This is a genomic window from Paraflavitalea sp. (assembly GCF_059502485.1).
On sequence record NZ_JCACET010000010.1, the window covers coordinates 960,807 to 984,551 of the forward strand.

At 39.9% G+C, this 23,745-nt stretch carries 17 protein-coding genes; 5 read left to right on the plus strand and 12 right to left on the minus strand.

The features are described from left to right. Nucleotides 1–386: 386 nt before the first annotated feature. Both AC5JBY_RS21210 and AC5JBY_RS21215 read left to right on the plus strand, forming a co-directional pair. Entirely contained in the window at nt 387–1,376 is a 990-nt protein-coding gene (locus AC5JBY_RS21210) for a hypothetical protein (RefSeq protein WP_495906655.1), read from the plus strand. A 236-nt stretch (nt 1,377–1,612) separates the two neighbouring features. Next, nucleotides 1,613–1,828: a hypothetical protein gene (locus AC5JBY_RS21215; protein WP_495906656.1), complete on the plus strand. Its 216-nt coding sequence runs from the start codon at nt 1,613–1,615 to the stop codon at nt 1,826–1,828. A gap of 102 nt (nt 1,829–1,930) precedes the next feature. Here AC5JBY_RS21215 and AC5JBY_RS21220 read toward each other — a convergent pair whose 3' ends face one another. Beyond that, nucleotides 1,931–2,224: a hypothetical protein gene (locus tag AC5JBY_RS21220; protein ID WP_495906657.1), complete on the minus strand. Its 294-nt coding sequence runs from the start codon at nt 2,222–2,224 to the stop codon at nt 1,931–1,933. A 136-nt stretch (nt 2,225–2,360) separates the two neighbouring features. Next, nucleotides 2,361–2,657 carry a hypothetical protein gene (locus AC5JBY_RS21225; RefSeq protein WP_495906658.1) on the minus strand — a complete coding sequence of 99 codons (297 nt, stop codon included), beginning with the start codon at nt 2,655–2,657 and terminating at the stop codon, nt 2,361–2,363. 392 nt (nt 2,658–3,049) lie between these two features. Here AC5JBY_RS21225 and AC5JBY_RS21230 point away from each other — a divergent pair, with 392 nt between their 5' ends. Then, entirely contained in the window at nt 3,050–5,851 is a 2,802-nt protein-coding gene (locus AC5JBY_RS21230) for an alpha/beta hydrolase family protein (protein WP_495906659.1), read from the plus strand. 815 nt (nt 5,852–6,666) lie between these two features. Here the strand turns inward: AC5JBY_RS21230 and AC5JBY_RS21235 are convergent. The 4 genes from AC5JBY_RS21235 to AC5JBY_RS21250 all read right to left on the minus strand — a co-directional run bounded on the left by AC5JBY_RS21235 (nt 6,667) and on the right by AC5JBY_RS21250 (nt 8,602). Then, nucleotides 6,667–6,966: a hypothetical protein gene (locus AC5JBY_RS21235; protein ID WP_495906660.1), complete on the minus strand. Its 300-nt coding sequence runs from the start codon at nt 6,964–6,966 to the stop codon at nt 6,667–6,669. Between the two features lie 92 nt (nt 6,967–7,058). Then, nucleotides 7,059–7,355, minus strand: coding sequence for a hypothetical protein (locus tag AC5JBY_RS21240; RefSeq protein WP_495906661.1), 297 nt, complete (start codon nt 7,353–7,355; stop codon nt 7,059–7,061). Nucleotides 7,356–7,878: 523 nt separating this feature from the next. After that, nucleotides 7,879–8,163 carry a hypothetical protein gene (locus AC5JBY_RS21245; RefSeq protein ID WP_495906662.1) on the minus strand — a complete coding sequence of 95 codons (285 nt, stop codon included), beginning with the start codon at nt 8,161–8,163 and terminating at the stop codon, nt 7,879–7,881. A gap of 148 nt (nt 8,164–8,311) precedes the next feature. Next, nucleotides 8,312–8,602 carry a hypothetical protein gene (locus tag AC5JBY_RS21250; protein WP_495906663.1) on the minus strand — a complete coding sequence of 97 codons (291 nt, stop codon included), beginning with the start codon at nt 8,600–8,602 and terminating at the stop codon, nt 8,312–8,314. Nucleotides 8,603–9,446: 844 nt separating this feature from the next. Between AC5JBY_RS21250 and AC5JBY_RS21255 the strand changes: the two genes are divergently transcribed. After that, on the plus strand, nt 9,447–12,284 hold the full coding sequence (locus AC5JBY_RS21255) for an alpha/beta hydrolase family protein (protein ID WP_495906664.1): 2,838 nt from the start codon (nt 9,447–9,449) through the stop codon (nt 12,282–12,284). A gap of 325 nt (nt 12,285–12,609) precedes the next feature. Here AC5JBY_RS21255 and AC5JBY_RS21260 read toward each other — a convergent pair whose 3' ends face one another. Genes AC5JBY_RS21260 through AC5JBY_RS21270 form a run of 3 tightly spaced genes read right to left on the minus strand, consistent with a single transcriptional unit; the run spans nt 12,610 to nt 16,268 of the window. Further along, nucleotides 12,610–13,098: a TlpA family protein disulfide reductase gene (locus tag AC5JBY_RS21260; RefSeq protein ID WP_495906665.1), complete on the minus strand. Its 489-nt coding sequence runs from the start codon at nt 13,096–13,098 to the stop codon at nt 12,610–12,612. A gap of 25 nt (nt 13,099–13,123) precedes the next feature. Beyond that, nucleotides 13,124–14,701, minus strand: coding sequence for a hypothetical protein (locus AC5JBY_RS21265; RefSeq protein WP_495906666.1), 1,578 nt, complete (start codon nt 14,699–14,701; stop codon nt 13,124–13,126). A 28-nt stretch (nt 14,702–14,729) separates the two neighbouring features. Then, nucleotides 14,730–16,268 (minus strand): hypothetical protein, encoded by a 1,539-nt coding sequence (locus AC5JBY_RS21270; RefSeq protein WP_495906667.1) that lies wholly within the window; start codon nt 16,266–16,268, stop codon nt 14,730–14,732. Nucleotides 16,269–16,622: 354 nt separating this feature from the next. Between AC5JBY_RS21270 and AC5JBY_RS21275 the strand changes: the two genes are divergently transcribed. After that, a complete protein-coding gene (locus AC5JBY_RS21275; protein WP_495906668.1) occupies nt 16,623–16,919 on the plus strand; it encodes a hypothetical protein in 297 nt (98 codons plus the stop codon). An 89-nt stretch (nt 16,920–17,008) separates the two neighbouring features. Here the strand turns inward: AC5JBY_RS21275 and AC5JBY_RS21280 are convergent, their stop codons facing one another. From AC5JBY_RS21280 to AC5JBY_RS21290, 3 genes are read right to left on the minus strand one after another with little or no spacing between them, the layout of a single operon-like run. Next, a complete protein-coding gene (locus AC5JBY_RS21280) occupies nt 17,009–18,379 on the minus strand; it encodes a thioredoxin family protein (RefSeq protein WP_495906669.1) in 1,371 nt (456 codons plus the stop codon). A gap of 11 nt (nt 18,380–18,390) precedes the next feature. Beyond that, nucleotides 18,391–20,007, minus strand: coding sequence for a RagB/SusD family nutrient uptake outer membrane protein (locus AC5JBY_RS21285; protein ID WP_495906670.1), 1,617 nt, complete (start codon nt 20,005–20,007; stop codon nt 18,391–18,393). Between the two features lie 29 nt (nt 20,008–20,036). Continuing rightward, nucleotides 20,037–23,432 carry a SusC/RagA family TonB-linked outer membrane protein gene (locus AC5JBY_RS21290; protein WP_495906671.1) on the minus strand — a complete coding sequence of 1,132 codons (3,396 nt, stop codon included), beginning with the start codon at nt 23,430–23,432 and terminating at the stop codon, nt 20,037–20,039. Between the last annotated feature and the right edge of the window lie 313 nt (nt 23,433–23,745).

Genomic DNA, 23,745 nt, shown 5'->3' on the forward strand with positions numbered 1-23,745 from the left:
CTATTTTGATACACTATCCATACAGCATCTATACACCATCTATACACTATCCACGCACTATCTGCCTTGCTGCCTGTTGACGGGTTGATCAGTTGATACGTTGATAAGGTTCTTTTGTTGCCGTCGATACAAACGTACAACATTGCATCCCCTGTCTCCAACTGCACATGACCGTTTCTATCACTCCTGCTCCATTTGCTCCTTTTATTTTTCAATCGTATCACGATCAATCTGTTACCCATAACCGCAATATTTTTATGCTATAAAATGGAGCACCTGTGGCAATTTGGGGCATGACGGTTTGGAGACCGGGTGGCCGGGATCGTACGTTTGCATTATCACGATTGTCATGACAACGCATTGCTTCATTTTTAAAACTTATTATCATGGGCCAACAACGCGCCAAACAACTCCCTCATCAACTGCCTGCAACGGGCAGTGCTCAAGCTTTTGCTTCGCGTGGCGAAGCGCTGATCCGCACCGCCTTCCATAAATACACACAGGATATTCATGACGCTACGCAGACTCCCCGCCTGGTATCGAAGCTGACCCATATTATTACCAGCAATCCTTTGCATACCGTGGGGCAGCGGAGCCTGCCTGCCGCCGATATCGGCCAACTGGAAGGGTTTGAATTTTGTGCACAGCAGTCGCTGCTGCGCTACCTCTTGTATCCTGCCGTGACCGTGGACCGGCGTACTGGCGTGTGCCAGGTGCAGCTGTCGCTCTTTAGCCGCCCCAAGCTGCCCACCGCCTTGCGGTTTGTGACCCACCTGCAGGTAATCGCCGTGGCCTGTGAGCTGGACTTTGCCGGGGACAGCTTTGTGGCGTATGAACACAGCAGCCCGGCCCTCAATTTCAATGAGGACACGAAACTGACGCTGCAGCCAGGCATTCCTGTTGACTCTGCCCTTCCTATTGTGGTGGCGGTGGGCGTACGCCTGCTGCAGGTGATCAATGGTATTCCGTATGTGATGAAGCAGGAAGGTAAGATCCCCTTCACCATCGTGAAGGCATCGCGGGCCGTACGCGCCCTGCAGGTAGACGTGGGGAGTCTGTCGGTGGTAAGGGGGTATTTGCCGAAGGAGGAAGACGGAAGTCAGCGGTCTGCCGTAGAAAGTCAGGAGGAGACACCAGGCAGTCTGCAAGTGGCGGAGGCAACGGGTGCGCTATCCATTGCCGGGGGCAAGAAGACGGACCCTAAAAACCTGCCATCAGAGGGCAGAAGTAGAAAGGCGAAGCCTGTCGCTGTACAGGAAGATTCCTTGCCTGCCCCTACCAAGGCCGCCAAGCCGGGATCGAAAAAGAGTGCTGCCAAACGAACAGCTGCTAATAATAAAAAGCAGCCTGCGAAACGAGCTGCTAAAAAAGTATAGGCTGATTTTTATATGGATGGGGCCGATCTGTATAACGGCAGCCGGGTTCCTTATCGCGATAATGGGTTTTGATCAGTAGCCTTTCAACAGGCCCAGAATGATTGCGCTGTGCCAGCGGACGCTTACCGGAGCCGCCAGTACTCCCCTTCAGCCTATTGCTGACCAAGTGCTGGTACTGACAGCATTCCGGGCTGTTGATCGATCCACCTATTATTTCACCTTTTTAACTTGTTGATATGAGTATTCCCGAACGTATGAGCAGCCCTACCCCGCCCTTCTTTGCGAAGCTGCGGAACTGGGGGCTGATCCTTGTAGCCATTAGCGGCGCTGTTCTTTCCACGCCGGTGGAGCTTCCTCCGCTGCTGGTGAAGATAGCCGGCTATGTAGCCGTGGCTGGTACGGTGGCCAGCGCTGTGGCGCAAGCGGTGACGCCGAAGGATGAGAACTTGTAGATAGTTACTGTTTACTTTTGCCATGAAAAAGCCCTGCATGTTTATGCAGGGCTCTTAGTCTGATGCTGTATTAAGGATGGGAGGAAATGATTCTATAAACATTTAATCATTTACCAACAGGGGTATCTTTTCACATATTATAGCCGGGTTGGTGCAATCATCTAACTCATCAATAAATGAATCATTTAATTTACTCGTGCCATAAATAGCAATCGGACCGTGAAACTTTTTTTGTTCTACATATAGCGGACACAGATAAGTAGTTGCCATGTTTGCTACTAATTCCCGCGTGGTGAAGCAGTAATTAAAAACACTTGTTTTCGCTTTAAAGGCGAGGGCTGCTCCCAGCACGGTAAAAAGTGCGAGTGCGAACAACATAATTTTGGCTTTTTTCATGATCAGGATGCTTTTTGCCTACAAAAAGCTAAAGTCTGGTTTATTGTTCAGAAGGCAATACTAATGTCAAATATTAAAGTCCTTTCACTTCTACATAAATGTTATTACACGACTCCAATCTTAAAGCCCCTAAAAATTAATTATCTAATAAGGGACCCACCTTTACACAAGCTATAAATGGGTTTTCGCAACTCGTTGCATCAATAACAAAATTGCCCTGAACCTGGCTTGTTGCGTAAATAGCAACCGGGCCTACAAGCGTCCTCTTCTGCTCTGCAAAAAATGTGCAATCATTTGTGAACGGCATGTCGGCAATTAATTCTCTAATAGTGTAGCACCAATTATAAGGACTTGTTTTTGCCTTGAAAGCAAGAGTTGCCCCCAGCACCGAAAAAAGCGCCAGTGCAAGCAACATTAATTTTGCTTTTTTCATAATAAAGATGCTTTTTGCCTACAAAAAGCTAAAGTCTGGTTTGTTCAGAAAGTTTTTAAAGTGCGATGTTTGGGTAGTTATGAAGCTTGGTATCAGATATAGGGTAACAATTTAAAGCAGATGATTCTGCTGTAAGTTAACACGCTCTTTTAATGCAACCAGCAGTATATCTAATGCATTTAGTAGTTTCTCTTCTGTCATTATCAGATCATTAATAACACTCAATCTTTCAGTCAAAATATTCCCGGGCGAATACTTTTTCTGGAATATATTTCCCTCAGAAATGATCATTTTTTTTCGATTAGTTAAAATCGGGCTTTACTTATTTCTTAATTATAGCTAAACAACTGCCGACTATTCTAAAAAAATACTGGCGGGTTAAACTTTTAGATATGCTGCTGGGTTTTCTTCTTTTTATGCTTGTCAGCATTGGTGGATTGGCACAAGAACGGCAGGCAACTTCGAACAAGCCCATCGATGATGAGGCCATACAACATTGGGAATCCCTTTCCACTGACAAACCTGTAGCCAGTGATGATGGCAAATATTTTGTTTATAAACTATACCGACCCAATTTGCCACAGATTGTGGCCCTGCAATCACTGCAAGATTCGTGGAAGATAAACCTTGGCAACATTAATGTAATTGGGTTTTCAAAAAAAAGCCGTTTCTTCCTTTATAAAATTAAAGACACTTTTTGCTTGTACGACCTGGCAGAACGTCGATTATTCCGTTCTATTACTGGTGTTAAAAACAGCCAACTACCTAGTATTAGTCGGCCTACTTCCTGGCTTCATTCGGAAGATCAAGCATATGAATGGGTGGGCTGGCAATTAAAAAACAGCCATGACCTTTATATACTGAATATTACTACCGGCATAGAACGGCATTATCATAATGTATTCAACTACCTGTTTAGTCAGCAAGGTACAGTGCTGGTAATTCACAAAAATGATAATACTATCAAATGGATTGACCTGCCAACCAATCGGTCATCTAATGTTTGGGAAGGTGATTCAATAAAAAATTTATATGCCGGTTCTATGGCTATTGATCAGGCAGGGAAGCAATTGGCTTTTGTAGTGCAAGACAAAAGTATCCAGAAGCAAACCAATTCAATCTGGTTGTATAAACGGAGTACAGGCCGAATAGAAGAAAAAGCCAACAACCAATCCAAGAGTATTGATGATGGCCTTCTCATCACTAATAATATATCTTTTAATCCTGACGGCCGATACCTTATTATTACTCTACAAAGACCTTTCGCATCTCAACCGCCACCCAATGACATAAAAGTAGATGTCTGGAATTACAAGGATACCTTTCTTCAATCTGTACAGTTATACGATAAATTTGTTAATAAATATGAACGGGCTGAGTATATAGCCACCATAAATATAGACAATAACCAGCTGGTTCAATTACATCATCAACCCGGTGATCAGATCAAAAGTCTTCCGGTCATGGATTACGTTGTCGTTACCAGTAGTAATTTTATCGGCAATCGCTTTTGGTTGTCCCAGGCAGACAGTAACTGGTTAATATCCTGCAAAGATGGTTCAAGAAAGCTACTACAGATTGGCAGCTACTTAAGCTATCATATTTCGCCCAGCGGCCAATATCTTCTTTATTATGACGGGAACGTACATCATTATTATAGCCTCGAACTGGCCACAGGAAAAAAACTTAATCTTACTGCTTCATTGCCTTCTTTAGCTATGGCTGCTGAGCGGGATGATTATTTTTATGCATTTGAACAACCTGGCAAAAGGCAGATTGGGAACTGGACTAAGGACATCGCTGGCTGGATAGCGAACTCAGAAAAAGCAGTGGTCTATGATAATCATGATATCTGGCAACTGGACCTTAGCGGCCGGGAAGCTCCTAAAAACTTGACGAGTAGCTATGGCGCTCAATACAATATCCGATTTCGATTGGCAGCCGCCCCGGGCGCACTCTTGACAATTTCCTTACAAGAACCTTTATTATTGATTGCCCTTAACTTGACTACCAAAGAAAATGGATTTTACCGGGCGATGCTCAATAAACTAGGGTATCCGGCACTCTTAACCATTGGGCCTTACACCTACTACCACCCATCCGGAAGTGTATCTCTAAGTGTTGATGACGATGCGGGCATTCCCCCTATTCGCCTGGGAAGTAATAACTCCTGGATCGTCAGAAGGCAAAGTGACCGGGCGGCTCCTAATTATTATCTAACACATGATTTCAAAAATTTTAACGCCTTGACCAATTATACTCCAGATAAGCAATATAATTGGCTAAGGGCGGAGCTGATTACCTGGTCCCGGCCTGATGGCGATACTAACCAAGGCATTTTGTATAAACCATCCGGTTTTAATCCAACGAAAAAATATCCCGTTATCGTAAATGTCTATTCCCGACAATCAGATGGGTTATACAGGTATTTAACACCAAGACATTCAAATTGCCCCGTCTTCAATATTCCTTATATGATTAGTCGTGGCTATTTTGTATTTATGCCAGACATGCATTACATGATCGGCGCTCACGGGAAAAGTGGCCTTATATCGGTAGAAACAGGTATACATGCGCTTGCTCGTCTACCGTATATAGATACCTCCAAAATGGCTTTAACCGGTCATAGTTTTTCGGGACAAACTGCTTTTTATGTGGCAGCCAATAGTAACAAGTTTAAAGCCATTATTGCCGGCGCCGGATGGACGGATATGGTTAGTTCTTATCTGCAACTTTCTGGCAAAGCAGGCTTTGCGAAAACCCGTGGATTTATGGATTTTCTGGAGCCTAATTTTAGTAATTATACAATCTGGGAAAGACCGGATCTATATATGGCAGAATCACCCATTTTGAGAGCAGATCAGGTAACTACTCCCTTATTGATCTTCCATAACCAAGGCGATACAAAGCCTATTGAACAAGCATTAGAGATGTATTTAGCATTGTATCGACTACAAAAACCTGTATGGATGTTACAATATGATGGAGCCGGTCATATCGTGCATGGCAGACAAGCTATTGATTTTACTATTCGGATAACCCAATTTTTTGATCACTATCTCAAGGGCATACCTCCACCTCTTTGGATGACATGTGGCATACGAGCCAGTCAAAAGGGGATTGATGATGGATACTCATTAGATACAACCAATAAATGTGGGCCTCATTGCGTAGTATGTAATAGCTATAACTAAGTGAAAAATCTTTTCGAAAGTAACAACTATGAAGTATCTAGCTTAACAAAAGGAAAATCTTTCACATGTCATATTAGCATCAACTTAAGGTATTTATACTATTAAAAAATAAAAACAGGCTTATTGTTCTGGAGAGCTTTCAAGATTAATTCAGTAAATCTATATTATATCGACTATAGGAATATTATCAGACAATCACATGGAGCAAATCCATTACCCTTCACTCTACAACTGTAATGCAACCAGTAGTTTTCTTCAAAACATACTCTCTATATATTCTCTATCCAACGAATACTAACTAAATATTACTTCAAATGAGATGAAGAAGTTTGTAAGCTATTCTTTATCATTATAAATGATATCACGATCTAGTCTCTATACAGATCACTATAGAAAGCCTCCCGTTGGTTCGAGGGCTTTCACCTAAGGCATGAGGATAGCATTCAGCCATATAAAACCGCCAAACGGATTATGCCCCCATCTATAAAAAAATTAGTATTCTTTTATAGTAGCCAATTCAAGATTAAAAAGGTACGTCTAAGCACCATCAATAACATTAAACATATCCAATAATCTCCAAAATATTAACTTGCTGGTTACTATGAATGGGCCAACCGTATATAATGGCAACTATATAAGGGTCGGTAGCCTTTTAGTTTGCATAGGATGATTATGTACTACTACTATTCCGAAGGAGCAGGCATTCCCCTTTAGCCTACTGCTGATCATTGCCGAGTATATGATCATCCATACCCCACTTATCTAAGCGGGGCTGTAGAATTGAGCCAACCCATATCACATCAATGATTTAGTATTTAATCTTTTTTTAATCTTAGAGCTGGACAACTTAATTCTGGTGTGCATTGAAGTGTGGTGGTAATTGGTTCGCCTTCTAAGTTAAGTGAGGTAGCGTATACATTTGGACTACCTGGAACTACTAGACTATTAATTAAAAGGGTTGACAAATCGCAAATACTCACGGAAGGCCCACCAACTACATAGGTTTTTGTACAAAAGGTGAAGCCACCACCAGATACTTCGACTTTAAATGCGAGTGCAGCTCCTAATGCTGCGCAAATAGCCAAAGACATCAGTAGGATTTTTGCTTTTCTCATAAACGTAATACTTTTAGTTAATCTAAGTTTAGGTTAATAAACATCATAGTCTGCATAAATGAAATAATAATACAAGTAATCAAGGTATTTATTTAGTCGATAGCAAGTCTTACAGCCGGACATACCAAAAAAGGCGTACACTGAATTGTAGTTGTAATTGATCTATCTTCCAAATCAAATGAGGTTGCGTATATCGTGGCACTCCCTACAACTATCTGCCTATTTACCCTTAATGTAGGTAGATCACAGAAACTATTTGCCCCCCCGCCGCCTAAGGGAAACGTTTTTGTGCAGAAACTGGCGTTGAATGATTTTGCTTTAAAGGCGAGTACGCCTCCAACAATGGCAAAAATGGTAAGAGAGAGCAACATGATTTTTGCTTTTTTCATAATTGTGCTGCTTTTTGCATACAAAAAGCTAAAGTTTCGTTTATTATTCAGAAGTTGTGTGGATACTAAATAATTAAAGTAAACGATTAAGTATCTTTTTGGGGATGGGACTTAAACATCGTCTGATTAAACTTTTGGCATATACGATTGCATTTCGCTTTTTTTGTTTTCACCAGCCTTACCGGATTTAGACAAGCAGAGATACATTCAACAAGGTCAAATAATAGCAATTATGCACTTTCCGCAAAGCCAATCATTGATAATGAGGCAATATAACATTGAGAAGGACTATCCACTGGCAGGTTTATAGCCAGTGGTAATGGGAGATACCTTGCATCTTAGAAGTAACTAATTTGCACGCATTTAACAAAGACAACATTATCAAAATCTACCAGCCTACCAGAAAGAATAATTGTATCAATTGGCCAATTGCCAACATCGACAACAACTTCATGTTAGGCTTGGATTTGGCAGATAGCAATCTCTTGTCTTGAAAATATCATTACCATTATAAAATGGGCTATCAATCAACAAGCAGCCTCATTCGTGGGCAAGGTAACTCCTCAGTACATTGATCACAAGAAGTTATAGCATTACCTTCAGCATCCAAAGAAGTAGCATATATAGTTGGAGTTCCTGGAACCTCTATTCGGTTCTTTAAGCAATTAGGGCAAAAACTAGTAGCAGGTCCTCCAGCAACATATGTACGTGTACAATATATTGCATTATAAGTCCTTGCTTTGAAAGCAAGTGCTGTTCCTAAAATAGCAACAACCACGAATGATAATAATACGATTTTCGGTTTCATAATGCAGTTTTTTTTGAATATCCTAATACAAATCTTCTGAAACTATTAGAATCTATTCGTCCAGTAGGTTAATATATGAAATAACATATTTCATAATATAAATGAATATATGATGCAGCAAAGTCATCCATATTTTGCTGAACAATCTTTAATCAAAGACTAAACGCACGGCCGGACATTCCATTTCCGTACACTGTAATGAAGTAGTAATTGGGTTGCCTCCCTTATCTAAACTTGTTGCATATACATTTGGTGTGCCAAATATTTCCATACTATTCCTGGCAGTAGTAGTGTTGTCACAAGTAGTTACTGAAGGTCCACCGACGATAAAGGTCTTTGTACAATAACTTAAATTAAATGTTTTTGCTTTAAAAGCCAGTATTCCACCGAAAGTAGCAAAAAGGGTAAGTGACAGCAGCATGATTTTTGCTTTTTTCATGATTGTGATGCTTTTTGTATCCAAAAAAGCTAAAGTTTAGGTTCGTTAGGTGATTAGATAAAGTTTATCTATTTAAAAAGCTCTAATAATCTTCCACCAAACTTATACGTGGACAATGAAGGTGTCCTGAGCATTGATAGGGGCTAAGGATCATAAAACCATTCCAATCGAGAGATGTTGCGTAATAATTGTATTGTCCTGGATAACCATAGGGATCCGGGAACGAATTTGACACAAAATCAGGACAATAAGATGTCATTGTCAAAATGTAGTCATAAGTAGATACACAATAATTCAGCGAATAATTCCTGGCTTTGAAAGCCAGTACACCACATACCGCAGCGAGCAGCACTACTGCCAGCAGCAGAATCCTTGCCTTTTTCATACTACAGTGCTTTTTACGTTGAAAAAGCTAACGTTTAGGGATTTTTACAATGAATTACAATAGCGTTTTGCTTCACCAATTACGCTCCACTCATTGCGACTCCTATAAGTTATCTTACTGCAGGGCGATTAATACCTATAGACACATTGAATATCTTCTAAGTTAATTATCTATTTTGATTGGGTTAGGAATATATTTAATGAGAAAAGTATTTTCTGATGTCATCTCTTGTCATATTTCACCTACACGGAAAAGGAGGGTTACCATGTGGCATTTCATCCTTGCAATTAGCTTTTATTGGCTCCTACCGAAAAGTTCTACCGAGCGCATATCTTTTTTGGAATAGATTTCATTTTTGAATGGTTGATTATAGTTTTTGTCCGTTTTGACTTTAGTCCTATTTACATAATCCACCAGCAATCCTGTAAATAAAGTCTCAGGTAGGCTAATTTTTAAGCTATGCAAAAGTTTTTCATTTTTTTCCTTATCGTTAGCTCTGTGGCAGTTGCCCAGAAATCAAGCAGAGATCGCGTTACAGATAAGAGCTTCATAAACTCCATTAAACCGGTCATAGATGATTCTGCCATACAGAATTGGGAATTTATACCAGACGGAACTCCTATAACAACCGAAAACGGAAAGTATTTTTCTTATAAGATAGCAAGCAAAAATTCTCCAAGAAGGATAATATTACAATCGATAGTTAACGACTGGAAACTCGATTTTGGACGCGTTGATTTAATTGGTTTTTCAAAAAACAGTCGTTATTTTATTTATAAAGCCAAAGACAGCCTTTGTATCTACAATTTACAAGATAGGAAATTATTCCGCACCATCACCAGCATCAAAAATAGTCAACTTCCAGCAGAGGCTAAGAAACTTTCCTGGTTAGAGTCAGAAGGCAATGAATTTGTGTGGGCAGGCTGGCAATTAAAAGCGAGCCAGGATCTTTATGTATACAATCTTGTAACCGGAAAAGAATATCAATATAAAGATGTAGCTAATTACCTGTTTGACCAACAAGGGACTGTTCTTGTGCTCAAAAAAAACGATAATAGCATTGAATGGATCGATCTTGTATCGCATCAAACTTCTACTGTTTGGACCGGGAAAACAAATAATGTAGTACCGGGCGCTATGGCCATAGATCATGCGGGGAAGCAACTGGCGTTTATACTTCAAGAAAAACACAAAAGTAATTCGGAAAACTCTGTCTGGCTGTATCAACGAGGAATGAACCATCTTATAGAAAAGGCCAACAACGAATCAAGCGGCATAGATTCTGGACTTACTATCAGCAATAGCATCTCCTTCAACCCAAATGGTTCATATATTGACATTATATTGCAGCGTGCTACCAACACTTTAATAACACGCAATGACGTGCATGTAGATATTTGGAATTATAAAGATACGTTATTACAGTCTACTCAACTTCATGCAGGAAGTGAAGGACTTTTAGAACCTCAACAATACATAGCCAAAATAGCCATTAACAGCAACCAATTAATCCAGTTAACGCATAAATTCGGAGACCGAATAGGAAGCTCAAACGTAAACGATTATATTGTAATCTGCGGTAACGCCAGCGGAGATCGTTTTTGGCAATCGTCTAAAGATAGCAATTGGCTTGTATCCCTAAAAACCGGAGAAAAAAGGTTGCTCACTGTTAACAGCGAAATCGAATATAACTTCTCCCCCAACGATAAATATTTACTATACTATGATCCTAAGATAAAAAATTATTTAAGCATAGACTTGACTACTAATAAAACCGTAAACTTAACCGCCATGTTAAAACCACTAACGATGGCAAATCGATCGCTGGAGCCCTATACTTATCCGCTCGAGCAGCTGGGTAAAAAGCTAATATTAAACTGGACAATAGGTGTGGCAGGTTGGATGGAAGGGGGAGACAAAGTGTTAGTATATGACGATTTTGATATTTGGCAATTTGATCTTAGTAGTAGTGGATTACCCATTAATTTGACTGGAGGATATGGCAGAGAAAATAATATTCGTTTCCGACTTGCCAGCCGTGATCTACTTACCGGTCTCTCTTGGAAAGCGCCTTTGTTACTCATGGCTTTTAATTGCGATACTAAACAAAATGGATTTTATCGACTGCCCCCTAATCAACCTGGCAAACTACAATTACTTACGATTAGCTCACATACTTATTATCATCCACCCAAAAGTGCCTATACCCACATAAACAGTGATCCAGGCATGCCTCCCATTCGTGCAGGCAATCTAAATCAATGGCTTGTTAAAAGGCAAGGCAACCATGAATCTGTTAATTACTATTTGACGCACGACTTTAAACATTTTAAAGCATTAACAAATATCACACCTGAAAAGAACTACAATTTCCTACAATCGGAATTAATTACATGGACTCGTCCTGACGGAGATATCAATCAAGGAATACTTTATAAACCCGACAACTTTGATCCTAATAAAAGATATCCTTTGCTTGTAAGTGCCTATTCAAGGCATTCAGATGCTTTAAACCGATATCTACGACCTAATTATTCATCAACTCCCATCTTCGATATTCCTTACATGGTCAGCCGAGACTATCTGGTTTTTGTGCCAGATATTCATTATATGCTTGGTGCCCATGGTAGAAGCGGGCTAATCTCGGTAGAAACCGGTATACAAGCAATAGCCCAATTACCGTATGTTGACACCTCAAGAATAGCTTTGACAGGGCATAGCTTTTCGGGACAAACCGCTTATTATATAGCCGCTAACAGTCACTTATTTAAGGCCGTAATTGCCGGCGCCGGCTGGACCGATATGACGAGTTCCTATCTTCAACTTGAGGGCGCTGCCGGAAAAGCAAAAACAGAAAGCTATATGGGATTTCTTGAAGACAACTTTAATCATTACAGCATTTGGGAAAGGCCAGATCTTTACCAGACAGAATCTCCTGTTTTAAAGGCGGATAAAGTACAGACGCCACTACTCATCTTTCACAATCAAGCCGATGGCAAACCCTTTGAGCAAGCCATAGAGATGTTCCTTGCGCTCAGACGCCTGGAAAAGCCCGTCTGGATGTTGCAATATGATGATGGAGGGCATGTGGTAGGCGGTAAACAGTCTATAGATTTCACTATCCGAATAACTCAGTTCTTTGACCATTACCTTAAGGGATTGCCAGCCCCACACTGGATGACTCGTGGTGTCCGGGCGAGCCAAAAAGGGATTGATGATGGATACGATTTAGATCAATTCGGCAAATGTGGAGTGCAATGTAATGTATGTAATGAAATCAATATTGGTCATAAATAATTAATCTACCACTAATCTTACAGCAGGACAAGGTAATAAACCTTCAGTACATTGTTCACAAGTTGTTATGACCCTCACTATCTAAGGATGTAGCATAAATAGTTGGTACACCAGAAACTAATTGCCTATTCACAGGTCCACATAATGGACAATAACTTTGAGCTGGGTCCCCAACTTGGAACGTGTTAGTACACCACATTGTATTATAAGTTTGTGATTTAAACGCCAAAATTGCACCCAAAATGGCAAAAAGAACCAACCAGCATAAGACATTTTTTTCATCGTATAAACTTTTAAATTACATTAATCATATGTTTATGGGAACTTATTGTTCTGCCACTTCCTTAATTTGCCGTACATCCATTTGTCCCATAAAAAATGCATTCAATTTCTTTTCTTTATTAAATATGGCAGTGGCTGGCACTCCCTTGGCGTCAAAATAGCTCGAAAAATAATTTTGCATATCCACACCCACAGAAATGTTAGGATATTTTTCAACCTTGTAATGCTTGAGAAACTTGACCATATCCTGGTAAGGGAAAGAAGTAACCATATAAAATTTTATATCCTTCAGGCTTTCAATATTCCCAATAATGTCTTCCATCTGTGCTCTGCAATAAGGACAATAGGGGCTAAAATAAAACAATACCAGTGGTTGCCCCTCCGGAATTTGTTGCGTACTGAATACCGTACTGTCCTTGTCCAATATATTAAATGACGGCAACTTTTTACCTATGTGTGTGGTATTTACCGGATCGATACCGTAACATCCAAAAACCAAGATCACCATTAAAGAAAAAAACAACGTTTTCATAAATTAATAATTTTTACAGATTAACTCATATTGTTCCTAAATGAATACCAGGCTCAATGTCACTTTCTGTTTCAGCTTTTTCTACTTTGTCTGCAAAAGCCAGCCGCGCCAACCAATCTACCAGGAAGAAAACAAAAATGGTGGTAAGCAGCAACGGAAAAGACTGGAAACGCAAAGCAGCAGATGAAGCAGTAATAGTGAAAGCTGCATTGAGTAACCACACTAACCCTCCCATAAAAACTCCCCTCGCCATCATCTTATTTTGCCGCCAGCCGCGCATACTTATATAGCATATCAATAAGAACAGCATGGTTACGTTTAATACCCCTGATAAGATCGGGTAAAAATTCAGTACCCATACGTTATTATTTTTCATCCGGGTATGTATAGACGCACCTTTGTACCCAAACCAAGTATTTGTAATGGGGGGTATGTAAGTTTTGCCAGAATTAAAACTTTCCAGAAATTCCACGGGAGGTGCATAATATTTTTTAGCATTGGGCCAGATAAAATATTTCAAAAAAAGCCCTGGATATTGCTTAATAATGTATATACCGTAGTCCTTGTATAAAGGCCCCATTGAAGCCCATCTTTTTAGCTCAATTGCGGTCGAATCTTTCTTAAAGAGACTGTTGCGGTATTGCACAAGCGGCATTCCGGGAGACCACATGTAAAAAGTGCTGGCCTGTACTTTTTCTGTTGGAAACCGGTTTATGTCCCTGGTCGTATCGAAATACTGCCTTATCATATTGTCCAAAGCTTTGAATCGTGGAGGTACCGGTTTACGCGCTGCGCTGTCGACATACCTGTATGTGTACATGGCATTGTTGGCCCATTGCCAGCCACTAAAAGGAGAATATTGGGCATAGCCCGTGAGTTTATAGTATTTATAGGTAGTATAACCCACAAATAATCCGCACAGCAAAAATGCAATACTTAAACTTATAAGTTTTCTACGCCAAGGTATCATGGGGGTCAACGCAAACGCCACCAAAGCAATGAAGGGGTAAATAAGTGCATTGTACCTGACAGTGAACGCGATAAACAAAACTATCGTATGAATTACTAGTATCCAGACCGATGGCCGGTGAATGATCCACAAAAGCAGGCCAAACCAAGTCATACTGAGGGCTACAAAGAAACCGTCGCTGCTCACCAAATTACCCAAGTGCAAAAACAGCGGGTTAAATATCATGAAAACCCAAAGCAGTACTTTCGTGATGCGGTGGGGCTGATAAAAATAAAACATTGAAAAAGCTAAAAACAACGCACTGCTTTGCAGAAACAAATACTGGAAAGCTACCAAGGCAGTATCAGAGCGGGTAAAAACACTGAACAGACGAAGAAAACGTGAATAACCAACCATGTAAGTATTAATATCAGCATTATCAAAGGCCGCATATAAGTAAGAAAAAGAATCGCCATGAATAAAACTGGCAAACGGATACAAGTATTTAAAAATTGAAACCTGGACGACTATTGCAACGGCCGTCACCATAAGCTGCCATTTATTTCGCCGGTCATTCAATAAAAAATCTTTAAATGAAGCCTGCTCAGAGGCTATTATTGACTTCCTTTGCTCTATAACAGGAGTTAATTCCATAAACCTGGATAATTGTGTGGTTCAAAAATTAAAGCGGATTGGGTAGAAGTCTTGTTTTAGCAGATTCACCTTCGCCAGTGTTATTACTAAACGACATTTGCACCAGCATAGCCACAAATAAAACCCCAAAGGTCAACGTAAGTTGCATGACAAACAGCTGCTGACGCAAGACGATGGGCGAAGCCCATACACTAAATATCACATTGGCCAACCAAGTAAATAACAATAGCAGCAACAGCCGCTTACAATATGAACTAATAGCAGAAAAGCCGCCTGCCAGCGATAAAGCAATAAAACCAAGTATGAAAACAAGGTTAATTACCGCAAGTGGAATAGAGGAATAATATGGCACTTTCAACAATTTACTTTTAAACACCGTAGTAATCTTGTTGCTTTTCCATTGAAAAAAGGCAACAGCCTCACTGCCAGCTGTATCTCTAAGTCTGTTATAAGTACTCAATGCTTCAGTCTCCGGAACATAATAATTCTTAAGATTGGGTAGGAGGTAGTATTTCCAGTAAAGTCCAAGGTATTCGCCAATCAGAAAGTCACCGTATTGAGTATAGAGCGGACCCATACTTGCCCATTTTTTAAATGCACTTGATGAATCGTTACTTGTCCATGCTTCCCGCATATATGTTTTCAACGGTGCATTTTCCTTCATAAGGTAATAATCGTCTGGCTTTCTATCGGGTCTAACAAAAGCGGGAAACTTATTCAATCCTAACATATGCTCATTCACGATGCCATGCAATTCACGAAATCGGCCTTGTACTTTCTTACGATCCAAGGTATCAGCATGCGCATAAGCATAAAGCGCATTAGCAGCCTTTTGCCACCCCCATTGAGCAGAAAACTGTACCCAACCGGATCGCCTTTTAAACTCCGCCTGGGTGCCGCCAATAAACCCAGCAAACAATACCACTATCATCGCTATTCCTATTACAACAATCTTTCTTTGTATAGGCAAGAACAAAAACACCAAAATACTGATGAGTATACAATACCAGGCATTATGATTTACCATAAAGAGCAACAAAAGACATACGCTGTGCCATAGAATAGAAGATAATCGCGTCTGGTGTAAAAGCCACATTAAGTGTGTAAACCAAATCAACATAAGTGCAGCAAAAAGACTGTCGGCTGTAATAAGATTGCAGACCTGCAGGAGTAAAGGATTTAATACACTGATTGCAATCACTATCCTGATAACCCATTTACCTTTTACCAATAAATATTTGATACTAAACAACAAATACAAGATAGCTGCCTGTAATATAAGATATTGAAGGAACACAAGAATAGTATCATTGCTGGTAAAGCTACTAACCAGCCGCAGGAACATAGGATAACCTACCGGCAAATAGCCCACGGCCCAATTCTTATGCGCCGCCTCTATAGCTACATAACTTTCATCCGCCAGATTAGCAAAAGGGTATAAAAATTTAAAGGTAACAAATTGAATAACTACTGCTGTTGCGACTAATAAAAGCATTCTTTTATTTTCCTTTACTTTCCATATCCAGTTTCTAAAAGGCAATGTATGAGCAGGAACTCCAGACAGCATAACGGTAAAGCATTAGATTAATAAATGAATAGCGGAATAATGCGTAAGTTAACCGTCATTTCTAATGCAAGTGGTAGACAGTTTAATTCGGATAGTATTTTATAATGCTGAATAAAACTTCTAGTCACATCACCAATTTTTCTTTTCTAATTATTCCGCCATATTAATTTTACCAAGTATTAGAACAAGAAAATCTCCTTTCTATATACAACTTATTATCAGGCATAATAGCAAGCCAGGATCCACTTGTTAAAGTTGTCTGATATGTGGACAAGCCGAAAACCACTACAACAGAGTAGGCAATCATTTACCAAATCAGACTTTAGCTTTTTGATTGCAAAAAGCACGATTATTATGAAAAAAGCAAAAATCATGCTCATGACTCTGGCCGTTTTCGCAGTTTTAGGAGCAGCACTCGCATTTAAAGCCAAAACATTTAATGCAGCGTTTTGCACAAAAACTTTCGTAGCAGGTGGACCTGCTACAAGCATCTGCGATTTAACAACCACTTTACCAAATAGAGTAGTTGTTGCCGGCACTCCAACCATTTATGCTACTTCACTTGATAAAGATGGAGATCCTATCACAACAACTACTCAATGTGAAGAAGCTCAATTGCCTTGTCCGGCTGTAAGGTTAATAGCTGACTAATCATAACAAAAAATAGAATTCCTGCCTCAAATAAATGAGGCAGGAATTTCTTTATATGCAATTATATTAAATAATGAGTTGCTATGCAACTAGAAGCTTTTATTTACCATTGCTTCTATATTACTTTTATACGATTTACTACTAGCTTCATCTCCTATAGATGTAGAAATAATGAATGCCTCTTTTTCCCACCGAATGGCCTCTTCTCGCATCCCAGCTCGATATAACAAAGAAGCATAGGTATCTATTTTAGATGCCTTCCAATATTTTGTAAAGGCAATATCTTTTTCATGATCACCGTTACTAACGTTTATCACTATATCTGCTCTTCTGATCACGCCTTCCATCATATTTATTGCAATATTCAATAGTTGTAGATTTAATTCTTTGGCTTCACTTCCCCATTGCAATACTTCGAAAAAAGCAAAATAGTTTATTTCAAAATCGCTTTTATAAAAAGATGTATCCAAGCCTCCCATTTCATACAACTCAATAAAGCATTTTTTATAATTCTCCTTATCGGAATTTTTCCGATACCATTTTACTTTTCTCCAAGTAATATTCCGACTTGCCGTATCCTTACCAAATCTAGTTTCGATTTCATTATACATCTTACTCCAATCCGGAGTTTCATCTTTTTGCAACCTACTGAATATCGGATTGATGTATTCTCGCGCAATAGCACTATCTATAGCCCGTCGTACAAAGCCACTTTGTTCCATCAATCTATTAACCTTTTTCCCATCTCTATAAAAGATCCTAGACCATTTCGTTTTTGTGTTTGGTATCACTGATGCAATAAATTCTATATTATCTTTTGTATAAACAACTGACTTTGGTTGCTTGGACAAATATTTCAAATAGTCACTTTGAACCTGCTGTACAAAATCCTGATCATTAAATTGCCTCCCCTTACTAATAAGATAGCGCACAATAGAGTAATTCTTTTTGCCACTTATATATTCGGCTTTCAATGTATAATACTGGCTCTTAGTATCAAATGCTTTGGAAGCCACTTCTACAAATTTATCAGGTGCTATATAAGCAACATCCCGATGAACAATCTGGCCATCCGAATTGAAAAAAAGATAAGAAGGAAAAGCCGTCACCTTATACTGTTTGCGCATTACATCAGCAGCTACATACCAATCTTGAACCATTTGAGCATCTTTATTTGTTCTATCCATCTGAACACGTACATTAATAAACTTAGCATTCATAAAGTTGCCCACACTATCCTTAACATATACCTCCTCGTCCATTCTTTTGCAAGGACCACACCAAGTAGTATAACAATCCACAAAAATATATTTATTCTCATTTTTTGCTTTTTTAATAATGTCATTCCATGATATCCCATTTTCCCATTTTACACCTGCAGTATCATTCCCCGTGGGAGATACTTCTTGTGCAGTTGAATACAAACAAACTAACAATAAGTTAACAAGCATAGTTTTCATAGTCACTCAATTTAATATCCTGAATTTTGGACCATATTGTAATTTCTTTCAATCTCCGAAGTTGGAATCGGGTATAACTGTTTATAACTATCCCAAATACCGCCTTTAGCTATTGCCGCCGTCGTCATCACCACGTCGATGGTATTAGTTCGCTTCAGATCATACCAGCGGTGCCCCCATTCACTAAATAATTCTATCCTTCTTTCGCCCATTACCTTGTCAAGCACTTGAACTTTCGATAACACACCAGCGTCCCAATCAGGCAACGGATTTGGCACATCAACAGTGGGCATAGCTCTTGCGCGATTGCGCAAGATATTGAGATCATTCACTGCTCCCTGCAAGTTATCCTGAGCCGCCCTAGCTTCTGCCCGGATCAAGTATTGCTCTGCAAGCCGCAACACCATTAGATACTCTGTAACGGAATTATTAAGTTTAGCACTTTTATACTTAAAGACATACTTCACTGGGTTACCCGCAATCACGGTGTCTCGTACCCAGTCAATCCTTCTTTTGTCTCCTGGTTCAAAAACAGTTAGCAAACTTTTACTTAACTGCACTGGCCTATTATTGCCGATGGCTCCGTTCAATAGGAGTACACGTGCATCTTCGGTGTTCCATCCTGAAATAACTGGTTGAAGCTGCCAAATGGCTTCTTTGTTGCCTAAACCAGCCCGTAAAAAGGTATTACCTGTATTAGCCATTGCAAATAGTGGGGCGTCTATTACCTCGGAAGCTTTCTGTTCCGCATTCACATAATTCTTAGTATACAAATAGACTCTTGCTAACATGGCTTTAGCAGCCCATTTGGATGGCCGAACACGTTCTACCTCACCTACGTAGGGCTGCAAAGAGCCATTCAAAAAATTTTCGCTCAATAATTCTTCAGCCTCTTTTAAATCTGAAATAATTTGCAGGTATACTTTATCTTTTAAAGTTTTACCCAAGAAAGAATTCACCTTGTAATCAGTAGTTAACACGATCGGTATATCGCCAAACGTATTGAGCAAATAAAAGTGAAGAAAAGCCCGAAGAAATTTAGCTTCGCCCATCAATTGCTCTTTTGCACCTTCTGAAATTGCTTTAGAGGTAGCTATTCCTTCTACAGCCGCATTACAGTAGTAAATAGACTGGTACCATCCTGCCCATAATTCTGAACCCAAACCAGTAGAAACACTTAAATTGTTTCGGTAGTATGCCAGTATTTTACTTGCAGTAACATTACCCAATATGGCAAACTCGTCGGCAGACAACCCTGCCCTAACTGAAATACCGTCAATACCTGTAAAACCTCCAACTCCCTGTGCTAATCTTGTATACAATCCTGTTAAAACTGCCGTTGCCGTAATATCGTTTGTATATACATTGTCTGCATTTACATTCGTAACTGGTGGATCTACCTCGACGAGTTTAGTACAACTTATAAACGCCGCTATCAACATACACGCAGTTATCTTTGTGCTTATATTGATCACTTTTGCAGTCCCTTTTTGAGGCTGGTTAGTATCAGAAGTAGACTTATTATCCTTTGACCGACTAATGATGCTTAATGAAAGGAAATTCAATTTAAAAAATGTTTGTTTCGTAATGGGATCATTTATATCTTTTATTATTTTTTTCTGACGCATATCATTTTTTTTGCTGTTACAAATCATCATTACAGACCTACTTTTAATCCAATTGTTATAATACGCAACGGTGGCAGGGTCGCATTACCCTGATTTTCAGGATCACTACCTTCATAACCAGTTATTGTTAACAGGTTTTGACCCTGAACAAAAAAACGGCAACTCTGCAACTTGGCAACCGTTCTCCATTGAGCAGGCAATGACCAACTTAGTGACAAGTTTTTTAATCTAATAAAAGACGCATTTGTATACACCAAATCACTTCCTTGTGCTCTTCGAAACTGGTCGAGCAAAACACCGGTTGCTTCTGTAGTATATTTTTGTATCAATGTATTGTCCCCGGTCTTTTGCCACCTGTCAGCCACTGCTTCTGGTTGGTTGCTGCCTGAAGACGATAAGTTTCCAGGTATCTGAAGCGAGCCATTGTTAATGAATACTGCCGTTCCGTCTTGCTTTATAAACTGAAAGAGAAAATCTAACTCTAAGCCTTTATAACCTATCCGATTCTGAAATCCACCGTAAAATCGTGGAAAGTTGGAAAAAAATACCTGATCCGTTATGGGTTGTGGATTCATCGTAATATTTCCATTTCTGTCATAAAACTGGTAATATCCAGTGGCTGGATCTATTCCAGCATACCGATAAATACGGCTGACTGATAAAGGTTGCCCAACTAAAAGACTATTTGAATAAGTAGACTTTTCTAACCCAGGAAATTCAAGGAGTTTGTTGCGAGCAAAAGAAATGTTAAAGCTGCTAGACCACTCCCAATTTTTATTTTTGCTATTGACTGTATTCAATGAAAATTCAAGCGTACTATTCTGAACCAAAGCTGGCAAATTTACCGGAATAGATGATGCTCCGGTAATCAAAGGAAGCGGATTTGTCAAAAGTTGGTTGGAAGACCTATTGCGGGAATAGGTCCCACTTAATAATATTCGGTCTCTAAAAAAACCCAAATCAATACCAGCCTGTAACTTGCGTGTTTCTTCCCATTGCAAATAAGGGTTATTTGGAGGACCAGGAACAAGTGAAGGCATACCTTGGTATGGGACTGCTGTTGATGAAGAAAAGCTATAAGAACTCAGATAGCTGTAATCTCCTACTTGATCACTTCCTGTAGTGCCATAACTTCCCCGCAATTTGCCAAAACTTAACCATTCATGCTTTTGCAGTAAGTGTTCCTGACTAAATATCCAGGCAGCGCCTACGCTGCCGAAATTATTAAACCTATTCTTGTATCCGAACCTACTTGTGCCATCACGTCTCGCGTTCAAACTCAATACATATTTGCCTTTCCAATTATAATTCAATCTACCAAAAAGACCATTATACTTATATTCTGAAATTGTAGAACCAAGGGAGAAAAATGAAGTTGATGCACTAAAATTTTCCAACACTTGATCAGTTGCATGGCCCATCCCTGCTAATGTAGTAGCATTAGTCCTGCTTTGCAGAACAGTTGATCCTATTAATACATCAAATTTACCCTGAAGAATGTTAGTCTTATACTCCAACTGTGGTTCAACATTCCATGAACGTATTGCTCGGCTACCATATTCAGCGTATCTTTGTTCGAAAGGACGGTCAGCAGGAGAATAAAACTCTAAGGGATATCCTGTGAAGTCTGTCGTTTGCAAGTTCGTGTACCCGAAATTCGCTTTCAACTCTAACTTTTTCACAATAGTATACCCAACTTGCAAATTGCTAACAAGATTAGTTGTTTGATTTTTATATTTCCTATATAGAATGCTACCTAAGGGATGAAAGTACCCCCAGGTGGATGTACCCTCTGGTCCAATGGCCCAATTGACATTTCCATCAGGATTATATAAAGCAGGCGCTACAGGAGCCAAACGATTTGCGAATGCAGTTAAATCCGATCCAGGCAACCGGTTGTCATCAAACATATATAATGCAGAAAATTGGAGCTTGAAGCGTTTGTTTTGCGAGGTATTGCTAATGTTTGCATGCATAGAAGCCCGCTGGTCGGCAAAGTTGCCCGGGAAAACGGTGGATTGACGGTTATAAGTTCCTGCGATCCGGTATTGCAGATCGACGTTACCGCCAGACACACTGGCATTAGCATTAGAATATAACGATGTTCCGCCAGCCAGTTCTTTTTGCCAATTGGTTTCCCGTGTGGTATCCCATACCATCAAATCCGGAGCATATTTATTAGGTATGTCTGCCAATGGATCGGCCGAAGGAATCAAGCCGTCATTCCTAAAAGCTTCATAACGCATATCAAGATACTGCCGTCTGTTCATCATATTCACAAACCGGGTTACCTTTCCCCATCCCTGTTGCAAGTTCAAATCCAATTGCGTTTTACCTGCTTTACCTTTTTTTGTTGTGATCAATATTGCCCCATTTGCAGCCCTGGAACCATAAATGGCTGTAGCATCTGCATCCTTTAATACATCTATGCTTTCTATATCTTGTGGATTAATATAACTTAAAGGATTTCCATATCCATCTCTTTGTGATCCACCTAAAATTTCCTCACCTGCACCTAGGCGCGGTAATATGGATTGCAACGGCACTCCATCGATTACATATAATGGTAAACTTGAATTATCTATGCTATTCTGTCCTTGTATGCGTACTCGTATCCCTCCCCCCGGCATACCACTACTCTGGGTGATCACTAACCCCGGCACCCGCCCCTGCAACGCCAATAAAGGATTCTGAACTGGCTGCTTTTCAATATCAGCCGCCTTTACAGTTGTTACATTACCGGGGTTGTACCGTTTCGAGGTAGTGCCATAAGCAATGACCTGTACCTGGTCGAGTATGCTTGATCTTCCTTTGACTTTTACCTCGAGGTTAATTCTACCATCTACTCCTATATCTATTGTCTCAATATTTGTACCTGTAAACTGCAAAGTGGCTTTGGCCTCTACGTTCTTTAAAGTAAATTCCCCATCCGCATCTGTATTGGTACCCACCTTTGTACCTTTCACCATAACCGAGACCCCAGCCACAGGGTCATTCTCCTCATTGGTGACTCTACCCTTTACGTCCATCAACGGTAAGAGAGGGCTTTGCCCCTGGGTTATTTTTTTTTCAGCTTTGGCTTTGATGATAATAATTTTCTCGATAATTGTATACGTGAGCGGCTGGTCCTGAAACAGGACCGACAATGCATCCTGCATACGAAAATTTGCAATGTTTATACTTACCAGTTTAGCATTTGCCAAGTCGGATTCAGAGTACGCAAATGCATACCCTGTTTGCTTTTTAATCTCCGCAAACACTTTTTGCAATTGCGCATCCTTGAATACCAGCGTCACCACCTGGGACTCCCCCGGCATAAATGCCTGCAGGTGGAAACTCATTATCAATAACAAACAAATTTTTACAGATCGTTTGAAGGGCAATACATACCCATACCAGCCTTTACCATAAGCAGAACGTAGCATAGTTGGTTCTTAATGTTGTTGTTAGTAATCGGCAGGAACAGGTCACTGCCATTTCGGTCCTTTGCAGGGTTCATTTTCATAGAAGAAGGCAAAGGGTTAATGACTAACATACTTCATTGGAAGCAATCGTACGGAGTAAGTAACTATGGTCTACCTTACTACTTAAACTCTAATCAGGCTTCCAACAATCATTGGATAGTTTACCAGCACAGCCAGGGAAATGTTTTTCGGTAATGGATTTCTTTCTTTGGTTTCAGCAGGCTTTTCATGGCTATCAGCCCTGGCCGGGCATTGGTAAAACTTGTTTAATGAT

Excerpts from the sequence above, each read along its gene's own strand:
- AC5JBY_RS21210 (WP_495906655.1), top strand. The coding sequence starts at position 387 with ATGGGCCAACAACGCGCCAAACAACTCCCTCATCAACTGCCTGCAACG.
- AC5JBY_RS21215 (WP_495906656.1), top strand. The coding sequence starts at position 1,613 with ATGAGTATTCCCGAACGTATGAGCAGCCCTACCCCGCCCTTCTTTGCG.
- AC5JBY_RS21220 (WP_495906657.1), bottom strand. The coding sequence starts at position 2,224 with ATGAAAAAAGCCAAAATTATGTTGTTCGCACTCGCACTTTTTACCGTG.
- AC5JBY_RS21225 (WP_495906658.1), bottom strand. The coding sequence starts at position 2,657 with ATGAAAAAAGCAAAATTAATGTTGCTTGCACTGGCGCTTTTTTCGGTG.
- AC5JBY_RS21230 (WP_495906659.1), top strand. The coding sequence starts at position 3,050 with ATGCTGCTGGGTTTTCTTCTTTTTATGCTTGTCAGCATTGGTGGATTG.
- AC5JBY_RS21235 (WP_495906660.1), bottom strand. The coding sequence starts at position 6,966 with ATGAGAAAAGCAAAAATCCTACTGATGTCTTTGGCTATTTGCGCAGCA.
- AC5JBY_RS21240 (WP_495906661.1), bottom strand. The coding sequence starts at position 7,355 with ATGAAAAAAGCAAAAATCATGTTGCTCTCTCTTACCATTTTTGCCATT.
- AC5JBY_RS21245 (WP_495906662.1), bottom strand. The coding sequence starts at position 8,163 with ATGAAACCGAAAATCGTATTATTATCATTCGTGGTTGTTGCTATTTTA.
- AC5JBY_RS21250 (WP_495906663.1), bottom strand. The coding sequence starts at position 8,602 with ATGAAAAAAGCAAAAATCATGCTGCTGTCACTTACCCTTTTTGCTACT.
- AC5JBY_RS21255 (WP_495906664.1), top strand. The coding sequence starts at position 9,447 with ATGCAAAAGTTTTTCATTTTTTTCCTTATCGTTAGCTCTGTGGCAGTT.
- AC5JBY_RS21260 (WP_495906665.1), bottom strand. The coding sequence starts at position 13,098 with ATGAAAACGTTGTTTTTTTCTTTAATGGTGATCTTGGTTTTTGGATGT.
- AC5JBY_RS21265 (WP_495906666.1), bottom strand. The coding sequence starts at position 14,701 with ATGGAATTAACTCCTGTTATAGAGCAAAGGAAGTCAATAATAGCCTCT.
- AC5JBY_RS21270 (WP_495906667.1), bottom strand. The coding sequence starts at position 16,268 with ATGCTGTCTGGAGTTCCTGCTCATACATTGCCTTTTAGAAACTGGATA.
- AC5JBY_RS21275 (WP_495906668.1), top strand. The coding sequence starts at position 16,623 with ATGAAAAAAGCAAAAATCATGCTCATGACTCTGGCCGTTTTCGCAGTT.
- AC5JBY_RS21280 (WP_495906669.1), bottom strand. The coding sequence starts at position 18,379 with ATGAAAACTATGCTTGTTAACTTATTGTTAGTTTGTTTGTATTCAACT.
- AC5JBY_RS21285 (WP_495906670.1), bottom strand. The coding sequence starts at position 20,007 with ATGCGTCAGAAAAAAATAATAAAAGATATAAATGATCCCATTACGAAA.
- AC5JBY_RS21290 (WP_495906671.1), bottom strand. The coding sequence starts at position 23,432 with ATGCTACGTTCTGCTTATGGTAAAGGCTGGTATGGGTATGTATTGCCC.